The sequence below is a fragment of the Streptomyces sp. NBC_01497 genome (assembly GCF_036250695.1).
GTDB lineage: Bacteria > Actinomycetota > Actinomycetes > Streptomycetales > Streptomycetaceae > Streptomyces.
Window position 1 is genome coordinate 333,803 of the sequence record NZ_CP109428.1, and the last position, 18,576, is coordinate 352,378.

Below are 18,576 nucleotides of genomic sequence, written 5' to 3' on the forward strand. Positions count from 1 at the left end.
ATCGAGGCGGTTGCTGTGAGGTCGTCATCATCACGGCGAACTTCCTGACCTGAAGAGTGAGCCGGTCGAGTTCGGGATCGCGCTCACGCAGCCGGTGTAGCTTGTCGGCGTCCTCGTCTCGCAGGTGCTCGGGGTGGGTCATGATCCATAAGGTGACCTCGCAGACCGACGGGGGCTTGGGTCCCGGGGCGGGTGTATGTCCACGCCCCTCCCGATAGCGCCGTAGGTGGCGCAGGACGGCCAACTCGCCACCTGTATAGCCGAGTTACTGGATCCCCCGGTAGAGCTGGACGGAGTTTCGGATGCCTTCGTTCCAGCGCCGGTCAAGGCGGCTGACGTATGGGTCGACGATATGCGCCCGCTGCAGGCTCTTGGCGACGACATCGTCGGCGGAGCGGGCGTCCACCAGCTTGCGGACGGTCGCCTGGTGCAGACCGAGTTTCCGGCCGATCGCCGCCTTTGACAGCTCCTGTTCCCACAGCTCATGGGCAGCGGCATGCTGCTCACGCAGCCGAACCACGATCTTCAGTTCTTCCGGCGGCTGCACCATCTCTGGTTCCGCCGCGTCAGTGTCGTGAGCGCTGGCCCGGGCTGGAGGCGGGTTTGCCAGTCGGGCGCGATGGGCGTTGACCGTCTTCTCGACCGCTTGGCCGAGGTTCGCCCACAGGTGATAGCAATCCGCGACCTGTTCGGCCTGCGGCGCCCCGACCCGAGCGCCCTCCGCATATCCGCTGGAACGGTCCCGACAAATGACCTTCACCTCGGGCTGATCGCGGAGCCAGACAGCGAGGTCTTCCCCGTCGCGGCCGTCGTAAGAGGTGCAGCGGCCGGTGGGTGGCCATCTCGATCAATACCGTGCCGTAGTGGCGGCCCTTGCGGAAAGCGAACTCGTCGACGCCGAGGACCTCCACGTCGCCGATCTCCGGCTCGGGCAGGGACCTGACCAGCCGCAGCAGCGTGTCCCTGCCGATGTTGAGGCCGACTGCGGACGCATCTTCCTGCACGGGGGTGACGTTCGCCGAAAAGGTCTCGGGGCTGACAACCCCGCACAGCCGGCACACCCCGCTGCTGCGCGAGGCGTTGACGCGGATCGGGTTGACCCTGGCCGGCCGGGCAGGGGCCCGGCTTCTCGATAACGACGCCGAGCCCGCCCACGGCGACATCACTCAGCCTGCGTACGTAACGACCGTGCGCCCAGGCCGAACTCTGGCCACGCCGACACGAGCCGATCCTCGCCCGCATGCGCGTTCTCAGCACCACCTGGTCCGGTCGCCGCTCCACCTCCTCGATCAGCAGCGCGGACAGGTACGGAAACAGCGCCAGGAGCACATCATGAGAGCGTGCGGCGCATGCTCGCGAAAGGCCGAGCAACGAGTTCAGCCGTCCGGATTACAAGATCGTCGCGGGGTGGACACCCGCAAGGACGTACACGTCGCCACAGTCGTCAGCCATCTCGGCGCTCTACTGGGCACTCAGTCGTTCCCCGACACGGCCTCGGGCTACCGTCAAATCACCGAGCGGGAAGTTTTGTTGGGAGTTGTCCGGCAGGCCGGAGTAGAGGGAACCGGTTCCCACGGTGCCGGGCTCGCCCGACACCTGACTGCCGAAGGCATCGAGGTCATCGAAGTTAACCGGCCCGGCCGGGCGGCCCGACACCGTTCAGGCAAGACCGACCCAGTCGACGCCGAAGCCGCTGCCTGAGCTGTGCTGGGCGGACGAGCCACTGGGGCTCCGAAGAGCAAGGATGGCCCCGTCGAGGAGCTTCGCGTGTTGAAAGTCGTCAAGGACTCCGCGGTCCGCAACCGCACCCAGGCCATCAACCAGCTTAATGCCCTGCTGGTCAGGCGCGCCGACGCAGCTGCGCGAGTCCCTCGCCGGACTGTCGAACCCGACGCTGTTCAAGGCATGCGCCGCCCTGGACGCACAGGCGAGCGCGGTGCACCAGTCCCTGAGCCTACTGACCCACCGCATCAAGCAGCTCACCGCTGAGACCACTACGCTCACTCGCCGGATCACGGCGATCATCCGGGCCCACAACCCGAAGTTGCTCGAGCTCACTGGCGTCGGCCCGGACAGCGCGGCCACCTTGCTCCTAGCCGCCGGCGACAACCACGACCGCCTCTGCGACGAGGCGTCCTTCGCCGCTCTGTGCGGCGTCAGCCTGGTCGAATGCTCCTCCGGCAAGAGTCAATGCAGACGGCTCAATCCCGGCGGGAACCGAGGGGCCAGCGCCGCCCTCTACCGCATCATGCTCTCACCTCTACGCTGGGAGGAACGCTCACGCACCTACCTCGTGCGACGCACCGTGGAGGGCAAGACGAAGCGGGAAGTCATCTGCTGCTTGCAGAGGTGCGTCGCCCGCGAGATCCACCGGGCCATCGCCTCCGCTGCACTGCCTGTTCCCGACGCTCCCGCAGTTTGACAACCATAGGGGCATCGGGCTCAAGGGCCTGCCTGAGGCAGTGGAGACGGTCTGGCCACGGACCATCGTGCAGACCTGCGTCGTGCACCGAAGCCGTCAAAACAGCACGTGATCACTGGAGCTCTGCCGTCCTGGTGGTCGCGGTCCTGTTCGTTGAGGTAATGGAACTGTGCGTCCCGGTCGGGATGCTGCTTGCCTTCCAGGGGCTTGGCATTGCTCTGCAGGCTGAAGCCCTCCTTGCGTAAGAGGTCGCCCACCGTGTCCGCGGAGATCCTGTCATCCTGCCGGGTCGGTTGTTCGGCGAGCGTACGGGTGGATTTGGTGGTCCAGCGCAGCGGCGACATGGGATCTCCGCGGACGTCGGGCTTGACCGGCGTGAGGAGTGCTTCTCGTACGGCTGGGTTCCGGTTGACGACACGTTTGCGGCCGATGCCGGACCGGCGGATACGTCCAGACGGGGCCTCTCCGGAGCAGAGTTCCCGCACCCCGACAGAGACAGTTGCCTCACGGACACCCGCGGCATGGGCGACCGCTCTGATCCAGCCGTGGCCGAGGGACTGGGCCTCCGCACCCATCAACAGACGACGCTGCCGCTCGTCAAGATGCGGAAGAATCACCCCGAACTCGGCCGCCAACACGGCCTGTTGCCCTTCCAACCCGCCCATACCAGTCCAACGAACCGCCGAGCCGAAAGCCACGACTCAATTCTCCGCGAGCCCTAGGGCCCGGCGGACTGCGATTAGGCCTGGTAGCTCGTGCGTTCCGATACCAGGGCCCAAGGCTTCGGTTATAGAATGATACGTCCAGATTCGTCCGTAAGCTGAAGGTTTGTTGTAGATCGCCAGGTCGCGTGCAAAGAGAGGCCAAATGCTGTTCTGGCGAAGTAAGGCTGCGTCCGGTGCGGATTCTAACCGACAGTAGTGCCGGTCCCACCCAGGTCCGCCCGTAATTGCTTTGGCATCATGGAAATGCCCGCCTCGATCTGACTGGCCACGCCTCAGCCCATTGCGAAGAATCAGCTGAAGGCGGATGGCTCGGCAAGTCGGCGCCCGCTCGACGGCGGTGAGCGAGTCACGGAGCGGTCGTCAGGTCACCTGTCCGCGCGTTCGCATATGTGCTGACAACGCCGTCAAAGATCCGTGAGGGGATGCTGTAGTCAAATAACGAGTCCGCACGTTGAGAAGATAGGCTAGAGGCGCTTATTAAATCATGCCAGAATTATGTTCCCCGAACACTTACTAGCCTTTTCGATACCTGAAAAGGCGAGGAAGGAGCGTGTATGTCTACGACCGCAAAATCCGAGCGAACCCCGCTGCCTCCCGAGATTAAAGGGTATGGCCAAGGTGCAATCATCGTTAAGTGGATCACGACCACAGACCACAAGGTGATTGGTTCTCTTTACCTCATAACCTCCTTCATTTTCTTCATCGTAGGCGGTCTTTTTGCCCTTGTCATGCGTGCAGAACTAGCTCGTCCCGGTCTGCAAATAATGTCCACAGAGCAGTTCAACCAGGCATTCACGATGCATGGCACGATTATGCTGCTGCTTTTCGCGACACCGCTTTTCGCAGGGTTTGCCAACTGGATCATGCCTTTGCAGATCGGCGCTCCGGACGTGGCTTTCCCGCGACTCAACGCATTCGCGTACTGGCTCTACCTCTTCGGGTCTTTGATTGTGATCTCCTCCATGGTGACTCCCCAAGGTGGCCCAGGCTGGGGGTGGACGGCCTACTCACCACTGTCGGGTCCAATCAGCAGCCCCGGCGTCGGGGGTGACTTGTGGATCACGGGACTCGCACTGTCCGGCTTCGGGACGATCCTCGGATCAGTCAACTTCATCACAACAATCGTCTGTATGCGCGCGCCAGGCATGACTATGTTTCGCATGCCGATCTTCACGTGGAACGTACTCCTGACTGGCGTGCTGGTGCTTATCGCATTTCCAACATTGGCTGCGGCCCTCCTGGTGCTGGAAGCCGACAGAAAGCTCGGGGCCCACGTCTTCGATGCTGCAAATGGTGGCGTGCTCCTCTGGCAGCATCTGTTCTGGTTCTTTGGACACCCCGAGGTCTACATCATCGCGGTGCCGTTCTTTGGTATTATCACCGAGATAATCCCTGTCTTCAGCAGGAAACCTGTGTTCGGATACATTGGGCTCGTGGCGGCAACAATCGCTATTGCTGGTCTTTCTGTCACAGTCTGGGCCCATCATATGTTCGTAACCGGCGGCGTCCTTCTCCCCTTCTTCTCGTTCATGTCGTTTCTTATCGCCGTGCCCACGGGAGTAAAATTCTTCAACTGGGTCGGCACCATGTGGAAAGGGTCCCTCTCCTTTGAGACTCCTATGCTCTTCTCCGTAGGGTTCCTCGTCACCTTTCTATTCGGGGGTCTCACCGGTGTCCTCCTGGCGTCGCCGCCGCTCGACTTCCACGTATCTGACAGCTACTTCGTAGTAGCTCACTTTCACTACGTTCTGTTTGGGACCATTGTCTTTGCAATGTTTGCGGGGTTCTACTTCTGGTGGCCGAAGATGACCGGGAGGCTACTAGATGAGCGTCTCGGAAAGATTCATTTCTGGACACTGCTTGTTGGATTTCACATGACCTTCCTTGTCCAGCACTGGCTCGGAGCCGAGGGCATGCCCCGGCGCTACGCCGACTATCTTGCGTCCGACGGCTTCACAGCACTCAATACCGTCTCTACCATCGGGTCCTTCCTTCTGGGTCTGTCGATGCTGCCCTTTTTCTACAACGTCTGGAGGACGAACCACTACGGGCAGCGAGTGACGGAGGACGACCCTTGGGGATACAGTCGGTCGCTGGAGTGGGCCACTTCTTGCCCACCGCCAAGGCATAACTTCCTGTCCCTGCCGCGTATTCGTTCGGAATCGCCTGCATTTGACCTGCACCACCCTGAGATTGCAGCGTTGGAGTCCCTTGGGAGCTTGCCCCCTGAGGGGGGCCTGTGAGGCCCCCCGTCACACGTCAGGCAGACGGCACTTCCGTTGATTCCCCGAGCTGTCAGCTCGGGGAATCAACGGAAGCGAGCACTTGGCCAACCGTGCAGGGGAGCTCGATGGCACTGGCTGCCCCGCCGGCTCCGGTCCCCTTTCCCTGGCCTGATATGCCACGACCGCCAGAAAGCACGGGTGAGCATGGCAAGGGCGGTACGCCGGTACCAGCCAACGTAACGGCGGCGACCTCACGCTCATCGAGGCCGTACTCGTTCTTCGCTGTCTGAAATCACTCCTCGATCGCCGAGCATGACTCGGCAGCCCACAACGAATCCTCGACGGTGGCGTCCAGGGGGCTCGGGCGGTAGGAGGCGATTTTGTCTGGCTTGCTGATTCTGTGCCGGGCGAGGTCCCCCGGCTTCGTTAGCTGCCGCGCGCGCAGCTCGATCGTGTGCTGTGTCAGCCGCCGTAGGCGCCTGCAGACCAACAGTATGGAGTGTCAATGCGTGTACTTTTGGCAACGACAGCGGGCTGGGGACACTTTCTCCCCCTCTTGCCCTTCGCGCACGCCCTACTTGAAGCGGGGCATGAAGTAAAAGTCGCGGCGCCGGGGTCCTTCGCTGCCTCCGTCCGGTCCAGGGGACTCGAGTATCTACCGTGCGACGACCTTGATCCCGCGGAGCTCGACGGACTTACCAGCGGTCCCAACACGGGGCAACTCCGTGCCGCTCACGTGTTCGCGAACCTCGGTCCCCGGGCGATGCTCCCCGGACTTCTTGGCGCCATGGATTCTTGGCGGCCCGATCTCGTTCTACGAGATGTAGCCGAAATCGGATCACTCGTGGCTGCGGCGATCCGGTCCATACCTCAAGTGCAGGTCCTCTTCGGCCTGGCATCAACACTCGACATGTCGCCGCCTTGGTCCCGTTGATCGGAAATTGGGCCAGCGACTACGGCGTTGACGCCGAGGGAGTGGCCGCAATGCTAACTGCGACCACGTCCCTCAGCATGCTGCCGGAGGCCTACGACACAGTCCCTGACAATCCGTCCGGCCAAGTGCAGCGCTTTTGTATAGGCCCCCGACCGAGGCTGGCACCGCATCTGCCGAGAGGGGAGGGCAAAGCGCTGGTTTTTGTCACGTTCGGTACTGAGGCCCACAAGCTGCCCTTTACCGAGTCCATCCTTCGCCAGGTCGTTGAAGGTGCCGCGAGCATGCCGATACGTCTCCTGGTCGCGGCCGGCGGTGCGGACACGAGTCGCTGGGGACCGCTGGCGGACAATGTGCGTGTCGAGCCTTGGGTGGATCAGGACAAGGCCATCGCAGCGGCAGCTGCAGTGGTCTGCCATGCCGGAGCGGGGACAGTCTTCAGCGCCCTCCGAGCAGGTGTACCGCTAGTGGCGATCCCGCTCTTCGCCGATCAGCCCGACAACGCCAAACGGGTCCACGACACCAGAGTTGGCTTGAGCGTAGTCCTAGGTCCAGACCGTTTCGTCACTCCCGTTCACATCCGTGAGTCCCTCGACCGCGTCCTACATCTAGCCGACTACCGCATCGCCGCCAGCCAGACCGCGAGGGATATCGAGGGCCTGCCTTCCGTGAAGGAGGCCGTCGTCCTACTCGAGGCGGCAGCGGGGTGCTAGTACCGGGCGTATGCCCCCGCGGGCCTGGCATCGCTTGGCCCTTGAACACCACCGAAAGCTTGCAACGGCTCTGGCCCACGTGAGCGGGGGCCGACGGAAGCTGCTGAACCTAAGGGCTGTCCCGTAACTCGCGATGGGCTCTCCAGGGTCTGGTTGTCCCGATTCCAGGTAGCTCCACTCGCGATTGAGGGTCGGGGCAGAAGTGGACAAACGTCAGCCCTGATGTCGAGCTGACCGCAGCCTCGAGGATTTACGGGACAACCTTTAGTGTTTCGATCAGGAATCCTGACCATAACTTGCAGGTACACGTTGTGGGCGTTGCCTGTGGGCGCTGACGGGTCGCCCGGCGGATGCGGGCCGCCGGGCTGGCCGCCCCGTCACCGCAGACGACGGCACCTGACCACCATCCCCGCCCCCCGAACGGCCGCCCGGCCCGACCTCCTCGTCCGAGACTTCCAGCCCGATCCCGCCGCACTGGACGCCCGCTGGTGCGGCGACATGACCTACATCCCCACCGACGAGGGCTGGCTCTACCTGGTCACCGTCATCGACATCGCCGCGCGCGGCGTCGTCGGCTGGGCAATTGCCGACCACATGCACACCGGCCTGGTCGCCGGGGCCCTGACCGCGGCCTGCCGACAGCGCCGTCCGAGGCGACGGGTGATCTTTCACCCTGATCGCGGAAGTCAATACACCAGCCGGCAATGCGCCTCCCTCGCGGAGGAGTTCGGAGTGCGGCTGCCGGTCGGCCCGCACCGGGCAGTGCTGGGACAACGCGCTCGCCGAATCGTTCTTCGCCACCATCAACGCAAACTGCTCGACACGGCCGCCTGGCCCAGCCGGACGGCCGCCCGCACAGCGATCTTCGATTTCATCGAAGGCTGGTACAACTTGCACCGAGTGCACAGCAGTCTCGGCTACAGCAGCCCGCCGACTACGAGACCGCACTCGCAGCCTGACCACCACACCAATGATGTCCGTCAAAGCGGAACGCGCTCAGGTCTGCCGCCGGCGGCCTTGGCGCCGCACTCTGACACGCGCCACGACCGGCCGTCCGTCCACCGGCACACCCGCCACCGTCCCGACGTGATAACCGTGCACCTTCCCCGTCAGGACCCCGCTCACCATGGGCGCACCGGAACACCCGAGTTCGGGCGATCACTCGGATCACTCCACCGTCATCCGCCACATCCACGATGACCAGCGTCGAAAGCCCTGAAGACACCAGCGTCGCGCAGGAGTTGACATCTCGCATATATCGTCAACGATAGCTGTCACCTGCCGTAACCACTGACTACGGAACGGAGTGGCTTCTCGCACGGTCCCGTTGTAGACAGTGTCGCGTGGTGAGGGCCGCGCGGCAGGTGGTCTCGCGGAATGCCAGCGCGATTGACGTGAAGTCTCCCGTTGGCAGCCTTCAGCAGGCCATGCACCGAGCGGCAGTTCCGGGTCGGTTAGCGTGACCCAACCGGCGTCGAGGGCCGGTTCGGTCAGGGTCGAGCAGGCGCCTGGGGCATTGCCAACCACCCGCCGCGACGATGTGACGCCATCTGGGCCTTGGGGGCATGTGTGGAGCCGTAGAGGTTTCCGCGCCTGTTTTGAGGCGGCAGACAGGGCAAGCCGCTGTTTGACGACCTCCCCTTCGGGGAAGTACTTTCCTGGTAGGAAAGTACTTCTCGCTAGGAACCGATGGAGGCAGTGGCATGACTGAACACCCCACACCCGACGAAGCGGCACGTGCTCTGAGCGACGTGCGGCAGCGCAGGACTCAGGTCCTTGACTCACCGCGTCAAGCTCAGTGGGTTGGCGTGGTAGCCGGGGCTGTGATCTTCCTGCTCCTTGCGGCGCCCGACTTCTTTGGGAACGGCGTGACCGCCTGGACCAATTGGGCCTTCCTAGGCTTGGCGGTCGCCTACTACGCCATGCTCCACTCACGTCGGGGAGCCGCAGTGCTTGGCCGACCGACACACCTACGCGGTCGGAGTGTACCGCGGCGCATCGTCCTGTCGCATCGACTGATCATTCTTGTGCTGATCCTGATTACCGTCGTAGGTGTCATGGTGCCGCACCCGCATTTGATGGTGCCGTACTGGCGCACGATCACCGGGGTTGTCCTCGGGGGTGGCCTCGCCCTCTTTGGTAGCCGCCTCCAGTCCGGCGTGAATACGGTGGTCAATCGCGCCGACGAGCGAATCAACGCGGGCCATGGCTCACGCTGACTTCGATGCACTGCTACTGGACCCAACGAGGCTCTCCATCGTCTCGCTACTGGCTGGGGTGAAGTGGGCAGAGTTCAGCTGGGTTCGCGAGTCCGCGGATATGTCAGCATCAGCCTTGTCCAAGCAGATCACCACGCTCGGCACACGGGGATACGTTGAGGTCCAGAAGGGCTATGTGGGCAAGCGGCCTCGAACCTGGCTGAGTCTGAGTGACAGCGGTCGACTCGCGCTCGAGATGCACGTGGAAGCTCTGCAGCAAATCGTCGTGGAGTCGCGGCGGGCGGCTCAGACACATGTCGCTCCACCCGATGACGGCAGGACGAATCAGCCGCCGACGGGAGACCATCGGGTCTACCCCGGGTAGGCCTGGGTGTCGACGTACTCCTGTGAGTGCTCCACCAAGTACGGAAATACATGCACCAGCAGAGAGGCTTTGAGCCAGTCACGTCATTGCGCGGACATAGCGGCGGCAGGGGGGTGAACCTCCAAGATGACTGCGATGCCGGCCACGGTTCGGTCCTCGTGCAAGGTGATCTGCTGGCCGGGCTGGATGTGCGTCCAGTGGGAGGGAGCCAGAGGCACGAGGCGAACAGTGGCTCGTCCGCCGAGCTCGAGAACGGGCATGTTCTCGATCCAGAGTGAGGCGATACTGACCGCACGTCCACCGGTAGGTGAGAGCCTGACGCCGTCGGGGATCTTGAAAAGTCCCGCTCTCCTGCGCTCGGTAGCCTCAGGACTCGTAGGGTTCTGGTCATGGTGACTGCGACTGTCCGATGGTGGAGCGATGAAGAGAGGTGGTGGGCTCGACTCGCCCGAAACTCCCGGCGGCCGTTTCGGCCACTACTCCAACATCCAGATGACCGGCTTTCGAGCTTTGTCGGTCGGGCAGCAGGTAAACCTCACGTGGGAAGCCCCCGGCTTCAAACAAGACGGTTACGGCTACCGAGCGGTGAGCATAGTGCCTTTGCCGGCCTGACCTCCTGACCCCGCCACCGGGAGAATGATCAGCTCAGCCTGCGGGATGGATGGCGACGCGCCAGGACCGAGACCGCGGGATGGCTGCCAGTCGAGGAAGCCCGGAAGGCTGTCGGACTTCGGGGCTGCCGAGTCGGCGACGACGGCAGGTGGACGTCGCGTTCGAGGTTGACGGCGATGGCTGTCAGGACGTGCTGGACGTGGGCCTTGTCTTCGCTGCGGTAGCGGCACTGGCGCACGCCGTGACCGTTGACGAACTCGCTGATCGTGCCCTCGATGGCGGCCCGCAGAGAGTAGCGCGAAAGCCATTCCTGGGTCTGCTGCTCGGTCGGGGACTCGGACTGGATGTCGTAGAGCTCGCGCGGCAGGAAGGAGACCTTGCGGGCGTCGGTGCAGGCGGCCCCACCGGGCACTGCCGGCAGTTGCTGGGGGCGAACTCGGCGTTGACGTAGGGCGCGAGGGAGGGCGGTGTTGACCACCGGCGGCTGACCTTGCCCTGCGGGCAGGTGACCTGCTGGGCGTCCCAGTCGATGGTGAATGCTTCGCGGTGGAAGACGGTGCCCTTGCGGGAATGGCGGGCGCTTCTGGCTCGGATGGCTCCGACCAGGCCGAGGCCGTGCTCGCGGGCGACCTGCTGTTTGAGCGCGACGGAGAGGTAGCCGCCGTCGACGAAGTGCTCCTTCGACAGCAGGTTCCGATCATCGAGGTTGGCCAGGATGCCGGGCAGGGCCTTGGTGTCGTGGACGGGGGCCTTGGTGGTGGTCACGTCGGTGATCACGCTGGGGGTGTCGGGGTCGCTGGTCTCGGTGACGTGCGCGAGGATGCCTTTCCAGCTGGTCTCACCGCGGCGTGCGTAGCGGGCGCTCACGTCGTAGGGCGAGACGATGGCGAGAGCTGAGGGCGAGGGCCGGCCTCCTCGGGCTCGCGCCACTCGGCCGGTCCTGCGAGGATGTAGTTCTGCACGAAAATCTGACGTAGGGCCTGAACCTGCTCGCCGTCGCGCAGGGCGGGCAGGTAGCGGTGGACGTAGCGCAGGAGCAGGCGGGCGTCCTCGCCGGTGTCCTTGATCCGGGTCTTGGGCTTGGAGGGGTTTCTTACCGAGCCGGGCCGCACGGCCGTAGCGCTTGCCCCAGTCCTCGGTCACCAGGCCGACCAGTTCGTGTGGCGCCCGCCGGGCGAGCTCTTCCAGGGCGGCGCGCATGGCCTCGGTGACCAGCTCCAGGCGGGTCAGATCGCGGACCGCTCGCCGGGACGTGGGTGGAGTCGGCGCGCTGCCGGCCGCGCTGCCGCACCAGGCCGACAGCCTGATCTTCTCCAGCGCCAGGTCGCGCAGCTTGTCTACCCGGCCCTCCACGGCCAGACGCTCGCGGAAGTCGGCCAGCACGCTGTGGTGGAAGCCGGGGTCCTCCAGATCCATGGCCAGGGCGCACTTGAAGTCGATGCGATTGCGCACGGACTCGGCGGCCTGCCGGTCGGACAGCTCCAGCAGGAACTGCAGGACCGACACGGTCGCCAACTGGGCAGGTGACAAGCCCGGCTTGCCGTCCCGCGGGAACCCCTCCTCGAAGTCCTCATCGCTCCACAGGCCGTTGAGGTGGTCGCGGACGGCCACGGCCATGGTGCCCTGCGGGTTGCTTGCCCGCGCCACCAAGACCACTACCGTCGCCCTCCACCGACCCCGAACAGGGCGGCGGAAGACTGGCGCGATCCCAAGCCCACCACATCAAGAACGGTGCAACTTCATCCGTACACGGTGGTGCACGTTCACTTGTACGCCGACACTGGGAACCGTTCTCATCGTCAGACCAGCCGGTCGGACGGGTGGTCTCCTCGTCCTGCGGCGTCGCTCGCTCGGTGGCACAGCGTGCCGACCGGTTACCACCACCTCCGTTCCGGGGAAGTGAGCTGGCGCCGATTGGCACGTTCTAGTCGATGCTTGGTTGTGTCCGGTGGCCGTGCGAAGTGAAATTCGTCGAGGCTGGAAAACCCGCCTCCACGGCGCGGTCGCACCGTAAACCGGACATGGACCCTATGAGGAGACGTGGTCAGGGTCGTGAATCGAGGCATGGCACTGCCGGAACTGACAGCTACTCGTCAAGGCAATCATGGCTCACGTCCCGGACACGAACTGCACATGCTCCGGAACTCATATGCAACGGCGCGCTTCTCCAGACAGATTCGACCACAACCGTGGACGACTGTGACGATCCGCAGATCTTGACCATTGCCAAGGCGAGCCTCGGGCGACATGCGCCCTGTCCCCTCCTGGGACTCTCACTGGAGGGCCTTTGTCAGTGTGATGCACCGATACGGCTTCCTGGACGGAGCTCCTCCCGGAGCACGGCTTCGCCGAGCAGGTTGGTGGTGGCGTCGGGCACCTCGAAGCCGGCCCTGACCGCAGTGCTATCGGTCGGGAAGTTAGCTCCGCCCTTCGCCAACTTGCCCTGGGGGTTACCTCTCCCCCGGACCAGATCTCCGATAGGGGACCGTCACCGGACGACGGACCTCAGCCCCCACGACCTTAAGTAGACGCCTTCGGGAGTCCGGGCGCAGGAACGGTCCCTCAGGTACCGATACGATGAATGGCGACGCCAGTAGTGCCCTGCCGCCGCGAGTTGATGCCGGCGCCAGATCGAAGTCGGTAACCCGCAGCTCGACCGCTGCCCAATGGACGTCGGGTAGTCGCGGGGCGCGGCGACATGTTGGTTGGGTTCAGGAGTATGACCTCAGCGGGAAGAGTCCTGTCGTTCTGTTGGCGCCACTGTCGGTGATGCCGCTGGGAGACAGTGTGAGGCCCCACCCTGCCGGCCGATTGACGAGCGGTGCGCGACGCACAACGTTTGTGACGGCAGTGCAGTCGCAGTTGCCCGCTTCCCGCACAAGTCTCTGTACTACCAAGTCGCGGACTAATCCGATCATTTCGGTGCCTCCTGCGCACGCCTCGGATGCGGTGGTCTACAGCTCCTTGCCGATGGCCCTCTTCAACGGCATGATCGGTGGTGACGGGCTCTGCACGCCCGTCACCCCGGCCCTGTGACATTCCGCCTTTAGTGGGAAAGCTCGGCCCTGTCACCGCCACTGGTCGACAGCGCGTTACCCAGGACCAATATCCCGCGTCGGAGGCTTCGGCGTATGCGCCCTATCCTCGTGCCGGCCGGAAAGGTCCCTTATGAACATCCTCACTCCTCCTCTCCTCCTTGCCATGACCGAGAAGCGCTTGCCTCCGAGTTTCTTCATCGCGGTTGTGGCATCGGTGGTGCTGACGACGCACGGAGCAAACCGCGGCAGTCGAGGACGCCGAGGGCCGGACTACTGAGGAACCGGCTGCGGAACACTCCGGATGAACGAAGGTTCGGACCCTCGGCCCGGAGACTGACGCTCGGGCGTCGGCTGTGAAGCGCAGTCAACTCCCGCTGAATGTGCACATCATTACGTCGGCGGAGTCAAGGTGCCCGCCTCCTGGGCGACGGAGAGCCTCGATCGGTCGGCCGGCGGAGGCCCGTGACGGCAGAGCAGGGTGGGTAGTAAACATGTCAAATCCTGCGCGACTCTGCCCGTAGCCGTGCCGAGGGCCGGGCAGATGAAGGTCGCCTTGCGTGTCCTAGCACTGGAGCGGGGGGCGCGTGTTAACCGCGCTCTCCTTGCTGCTTGGCAGGCTGCGCCCGTTGGGGTAGTTGTAAAGCTCCTAGAAGGACTTCGGGGGGCTTGCGGCCCGGACAAGCACGCCCCTACCGCTGGCCGCTGCATGGGGTCGGTGAGGCTTCGCCGACACCATGGCTCGAACCCTTCATGCCGCAGAGCGGTGGATGTAGTGGTCAAGCGAGGAGGTAAGTACTCTTGATACTTGAATGGTTGAGATCGCGCGACCCCAAGCTGATGGCGCTGCGTCGGGCGGCTCGTGCCGGCATCGTCTCACCTGGCCTGTTCGCCTTCGGCGTTGAGGTGCTGCACAACTCAACGGTGGCGGCTTTCACAGCGTTCGGGTCGTTGGCTCTCCTGCTCTTTGTCGACTTCACAGGCCCTCTGCGTGAGCGTGTTGTCCAGCAGGGCGCGCTGGTGGTTGCTGGGGCGATCCAGGTCTGCGCCGGGACCCTCGCGTCCAGGCAGGTCTGGATAGGTGCAGGGGTCATGCTCGTGGTCGCCTTCATCGTCCTCTTCTCCGGCGTGGTCAGTTCGGTGCTGGCCGGTGCTTCGACCTCCTTGCTGATCGCCTTTATTTTGGCTGTCACCTTGCCGGGTCCCGCGGACTCGCTGACCGACCGCCTGACCGGCTGGTTGATGGCCGGGGCGGTGTCCGTCGTGGCTGTGGGCGTCCTTTGGCCAGCTCCCGACCAAGACCCGCTGCGCGCCGCCACCGCACAAGCCTGCAGGGCGATCGCTCGGCAATTGCGCGCAGAGGTCAGCTGCAGGCGTGGAGGTCTAACACCAGACCTGCGAGAGGTGACCGCTCAGGCGGTGAGTGAAGCTACCGCTGCTGTGGACCGGCTGAGAACATCTTTCTTTGCCGTGCCTTACCGGCCCACAGGCCTCTCAACCGCCGGAAGGACGTTGGTAAGGCTGGTAGATCAGGTCGTGTGGCTTGATGCGATCCTGCAGCGCGGGCCTTTTCACGACCAAGCGCAGAAGCCTGAGGAATCGATTTGCAAAGTGGAGCTGGCTGCGGCCGACCTGCTCGATCAAGGGGCATCTATCCTGCGCTCAGCCGATGTGGGAGAGAAGCTAGACGCCCCTGAGTACCTCAGTCCTCGTGTGCAAAACCTCCGCGAACTGTGTGCGGCCATGGAAGCGACGATAATCTTCTCGCTGCCTCGACCCCAGCCCGAAACCACTAGCGACACCTCGCAGGGACCCAGCGGCCCGGCGGAACCAGGATTTCGAGCTCAACAAATGAGCTTCGGTATCTCATCGATCGCAGCGAACATTGACCTCATCACAGCCGCAGCCCGTCGCGCCTGGTGGCAACGCCTCCTCGGTCGTCGCCCCAAGGGGATCCCCTCCCCAGTAACCGCAGCACAAAAGCGAGCGGCCTCCCATGTCCAGTGGAACTCAGTCTCACTTCACAACAGTGTCCGCGGGGCGATGGGTCTCGCCCTGGCTGTGCTTGTCGCCGGCCTCACCGGCGTAGAACACTCATTCTGGGTAGTCTTCGGTACATTGGCCGTCCTGCGGTCCAATGCCCTGACCACTGGTCAAAACGCAGCCCGAGCCATCGCGGGGACCACGGCTGGCATCGTCGTCGGCGGCATCACCCTCATTACCGTTGGGACGGATACAACCGCTTTGTGGGTGCTGCTACCAGTCGGTGTTTTCTTTACCGGCCTGGCGCCCGCAACCTTCTCCTTCGCCGCAGGTCAAGCCGGATTCACCGGCACCTTGCTTATCCTCTTCACCATCGTCGATCCAGAAGGACTGGGGATCGGATTGACTCGGATCGAGGACGTCGTTATCGGCTGTACCGTCAGCGTGCTGGTCGGAGCGCTGTTCTGGCCACGGGGGGCAGGTACGACCTTGAGGAAGTCTCTAGCCGAAGCGCTGTCGGATGCCGCAGCATACCTGCGGAGCGCCGTCGCATTCGGCGTCACCCCAGACCGCACGGACGCCTGCGCGGTTGCTTCGCAGCGCTCCGCTGCCGCGGCGCGTCGACTCGACGACACTTTCCGGGGCTATCTTGCAGAGCGGGGGACCAAGCACTTCTCCCTGAACGACGTTACCGCGCTGATCACTGCTGTCGCAGTTCTGCGCCTCACGGCTGACGCGGTTCTAGCCCTCTGGGCTGACGACACGACCCCGCCAGGCCCGGAGCTCTCCGTCCCGCGTGGCCAACTCCTGGGATCAGCCTCCCAGCTCGTCGAGTGGTACGAGGCGGCAGCGCTCGCCCTCGTCCAACGGGACGGCACCGTAATCCCAGCCCCCTCCCTCAGCGCTGCCGACAGTATTCTCAGCAATACAGCCTGGCACCACCTCGTCGTCGACGAACCGACCGCGAGGACGGCCGTGCGAGTCGTCTGGACGGCAGAACACATCGAAGCAGCGGAACAACTGCGACCCGGCATAGTACAGATCGTCAGAGCCGCCGCCGGTCCAGCTACCGGTGCACACTCCGTGGCCAACCCTCTTAACGGCCTCCGCTCGGCATAGTGGCTAAGCGTTATCCCGTAACTCAGGGCAGAGGTCGGTAGGTCACCACAAGCAGATCTGATCGTCCGGTTGCGCCCCGAATCGCGGCCTAAACCGGATCCTAACCAAGTGGGTCGAACCGGAAATCGGCAGCAGCGCCCAGAGTTACGGGACAGCCCTTAGGTGAGATAACTTTCATGACCGTCAAGGTGCGCCACCGTTGGCCTGGGGTAAACGCTCATGGTCGATACGGCAGTGATCTCTCCGACACCCGTTGGACTCTGACTGGACCGGCCTTCACCACTGTAAGGGCGATGCGAACCGGCCCTGGAACCGTGGTGCGGTTTACGACCAGCGGGACATTATCGACGGCGATACAAGGACTGCCACCACACCCAGGTCAAGCAGGCTTGCCGACAGGCGTCTTGAAGCGCGCCCCGCAATCTACGGATCTAGACGACCAGGACTCCCGGTTCGAGCAAACGAACACCCGCGACAGCCTCGAACCACGAGGTCGCGTCACCGAGCCCGTCCCGTTCCCAGTCCGCAGATGTACGGTGTCGGCAACCGCAGGTATGAGGTCGAACAGCCCGCACGTCTTGATCCGGTCGGGCACCGATCGTGGATCCGACCAGTGAACGCCGACTCTCGACTACATCACGAGCCGGCGGCGAGCGGCGGAGTGCGATATGCCGAAACATGGTGGCAGGGGCTTGCCAGGCGCAGTCGCGGGCGCATAGGTCATTGCGGTGAACAGTGCCTTACCAGGTGTGTTCTGCCCTCCCACCGCCCCGCTATGTAGGCCGCGATGCAGGAAGGGGCCGCGACCTGTTGGCCTGTGCCGCACGTGGCTGGGACCTCCACTGGGGGCGCCGCAGGGGCTGGAGCGACAGGTTCAGGCTGTCTCAACGTTTGGCCGGGACACGCGGTTGAGCGCTCAACATTGTTATGCCCTACCGTAGGCCCACCACGTTCGTCATACATGGGAGTACCCAATGCCGCTCAAGCTCGGTGTGTCATTGCCGCAGATGAAGCAGTTCGACCTCAGCAACGATGTTGTCAGGGTCGCCAAGGCTGCCGAGGAGACGGGATACGAGAGTCTTTGGGTGTTCGAGCGCACCCTGTTTCCGACCCCGATGACTCAGGGTCTGTACAACGTGCCTGGTCTTGAATGGCCAGACGCCTACCGCAGCGTCGCCGATCCGCTGGTGACGCTGGCGATGGCGGCTGCAGTCACTGAACGGGCACGCCTGGGCACCAGCGTCCTTGTCGCTCCTTACCACGTGCCGTTCCAGCTGGCGCGGTGGTTTGCGACGCTGGACGTGGCGACGAAGGGCCGTGCGGTCGCGGGCCTCGGCACAGGATGGTCGCTTGACGAGTACGCTGCCGGTTCAGTCGCACCATTTGACAAGCGCGGTGATGTACTCGATGAGGTGATCGAGGTATTCGCGGCGGTCCACGGCAGCGACCCCGTTTCGTACGAAGGCACCCTCACGAGAATCGCTCCGTCTGAGGTTGGTCCCAAGCCGGTGCGTGCCGTGCCGATCTACCTGGCTGCGACGGCTGGCAAGGCCATACGGCGATTGGTGGACCGGGCCGAGGGCTGGATGCCGACGGGCATGCACGCCGACCAACTGGCACAGGCCTGGCAGCAGGTACGAGACCTGGCCGTTGAGCGCGGCCGCACTCGGCCGCTTGACTTGACGGTCCGGGCGAACGTGATACTCACCGAAAAGCCGTTTGACGGTGAGGGGCGCCAGCCATTCCAGGGCAGCCTTGAGCAGGTTGTCGAGGACCTGGTGGCCCACGCGAAGATTGATGGCCTCCAAGAGGTATTGCTCGACCTGTGCATTACCGCGCGTGACGGAGATCATCTCCTTGAGGTCCTGCGTGATGTCTACGGCGCAGCCCGGTCGGCGGGTGTGTGATCGGGCGTCTCTGAGGACCCTTTCCCTCCGCCGGCGGCAGCCGACGGTGCATGGGTGATCTCGTGACAGGGCCGTCACGGGTGAGCACGAATAGCCGTGGGTGGCGATGGTACGTAGCACCGCCACCCACGGCTGTGCGTGTGGCGGGCGAGGGGCTTCTCACAGCAGCGCGTCGGGGGGGGCTTTGTGGGCCTTCCCAGGTCGGCCCATCGATTCAGCATAGTGCCGCGCGACAGCGAGCTCAGGACTGGCATTGTCCTGCAGCGCGTTCAGTGCCTGGGGGTTCGCTCCATCGCCTCGCGGAGGGCCGAAGGCTACGTG

At 64.0% G+C, this 18,576-nt stretch carries 8 protein-coding genes and 8 pseudogenes; 11 read left to right on the forward strand and 5 right to left on the reverse strand.

All coding sequences use genetic code 11. The annotated features are described in order from the left end of the window. Positions 1 to 265: 265 nt before the first annotated feature. Positions 266 to 799 (reverse strand): annotated as a pseudogene (locus OG310_RS37505) (transposase); the annotation flags it as partial. Between the two features lie 533 nt (positions 800 to 1,332). Between OG310_RS37505 and OG310_RS38780 the strand changes: the two are divergent. After that, positions 1,333 to 2,422 (forward strand): annotated as a pseudogene (locus tag OG310_RS38780) (IS110 family transposase). Positions 2,423 to 2,438: 16 nt separating this feature from the next. Continuing rightward, positions 2,439 to 2,525, forward strand: a pseudogene (locus OG310_RS38785) (transposase); the annotation flags it as partial. Between the two features lie 4 nt (positions 2,526 to 2,529). On the opposite strand, the pseudogene OG310_RS37520 reads toward OG310_RS38785, so the two are convergent. After that, positions 2,530 to 3,087 (reverse strand): annotated as a pseudogene (locus OG310_RS37520) (ISAzo13-like element transposase-related protein); the annotation flags it as partial. 614 nt (positions 3,088 to 3,701) lie between these two features. Here OG310_RS37520 and ctaD point away from each other — a divergent pair. The 4 genes and pseudogenes from ctaD to OG310_RS37535 all read left to right on the forward strand — a co-directional run. Continuing rightward, complete coding sequence (ctaD, locus tag OG310_RS37525) at positions 3,702 to 5,390, forward strand: aa3-type cytochrome oxidase subunit I (RefSeq protein ID WP_329460686.1); 1,689 nt, start codon at positions 3,702 to 3,704, stop codon at positions 5,388 to 5,390. A 487-nt stretch (positions 5,391 to 5,877) separates the two neighbouring features. Beyond that, complete coding sequence (locus tag OG310_RS38790) at positions 5,878 to 6,306, forward strand: hypothetical protein (protein ID WP_443078948.1); 429 nt, start codon at positions 5,878 to 5,880, stop codon at positions 6,304 to 6,306. Between the two features lie 77 nt (positions 6,307 to 6,383). Continuing rightward, positions 6,384 to 7,016, forward strand: a complete 633-nt coding sequence (locus tag OG310_RS37530; protein ID WP_329460818.1) for a glycosyltransferase — start codon at positions 6,384 to 6,386, stop codon at positions 7,014 to 7,016. Between the two features lie 324 nt (positions 7,017 to 7,340). Continuing rightward, a pseudogene (locus tag OG310_RS37535) lies at positions 7,341 to 7,745 on the forward strand (DDE-type integrase/transposase/recombinase); the annotation flags it as partial. Positions 7,746 to 8,036: 291 nt separating this feature from the next. Here OG310_RS37535 and OG310_RS37540 read toward each other — a convergent pair. After that, a pseudogene (locus tag OG310_RS37540) lies at positions 8,037 to 8,271 on the reverse strand (ISL3 family transposase); the annotation flags it as partial. 568 nt (positions 8,272 to 8,839) lie between these two features. Here OG310_RS37540 and OG310_RS37545 point away from each other — a divergent pair. The 3 genes and pseudogenes from OG310_RS37545 (at position 8,840) to OG310_RS37555 (ending at position 10,211) form a co-directional block, all read left to right on the forward strand. Further along, complete coding sequence (locus tag OG310_RS37545; RefSeq protein ID WP_329460687.1) at positions 8,840 to 9,235, forward strand: hypothetical protein; 396 nt, start codon at positions 8,840 to 8,842, stop codon at positions 9,233 to 9,235. Next, the gene (locus tag OG310_RS37550; RefSeq protein WP_329460688.1) at positions 9,222 to 9,599 is read left to right on the forward strand and encodes a winged helix-turn-helix domain-containing protein; all 378 of its coding nucleotides are present in this window, start codon (positions 9,222 to 9,224) and stop codon (positions 9,597 to 9,599) included. Before OG310_RS37545 ends, OG310_RS37550 begins: the two co-directional genes overlap by 14 nt. A 389-nt stretch (positions 9,600 to 9,988) precedes the next feature. After that, positions 9,989 to 10,211: pseudogene (locus OG310_RS37555) on the forward strand (cold-shock protein). Between the two features lie 28 nt (positions 10,212 to 10,239). Here OG310_RS37555 and OG310_RS37560 read toward each other — a convergent pair. Beyond that, positions 10,240 to 10,689, reverse strand: coding sequence for a transposase (locus tag OG310_RS37560; RefSeq protein ID WP_329460689.1), 450 nt, complete (start codon positions 10,687 to 10,689; stop codon positions 10,240 to 10,242). A gap of 884 nt (positions 10,690 to 11,573) precedes the next feature. Further along, positions 11,574 to 11,828 (reverse strand): annotated as a pseudogene (locus OG310_RS37565) (transposase); the annotation flags it as partial. Between the two features lie 2,219 nt (positions 11,829 to 14,047). Here OG310_RS37565 and OG310_RS37570 point away from each other — a divergent pair. Both OG310_RS37570 and OG310_RS37575 read left to right on the forward strand, forming a co-directional pair. Beyond that, positions 14,048 to 16,348, forward strand: coding sequence for an FUSC family protein (locus tag OG310_RS37570; protein WP_329460690.1), 2,301 nt, complete (start codon positions 14,048 to 14,050; stop codon positions 16,346 to 16,348). A 974-nt stretch (positions 16,349 to 17,322) separates the two neighbouring features. Then, positions 17,323 to 18,255, forward strand: coding sequence for an LLM class F420-dependent oxidoreductase (locus tag OG310_RS37575; protein ID WP_329460691.1), 933 nt, complete (start codon positions 17,323 to 17,325; stop codon positions 18,253 to 18,255). The last annotated feature ends 321 nt before the right edge of the window (positions 18,256 to 18,576 follow it).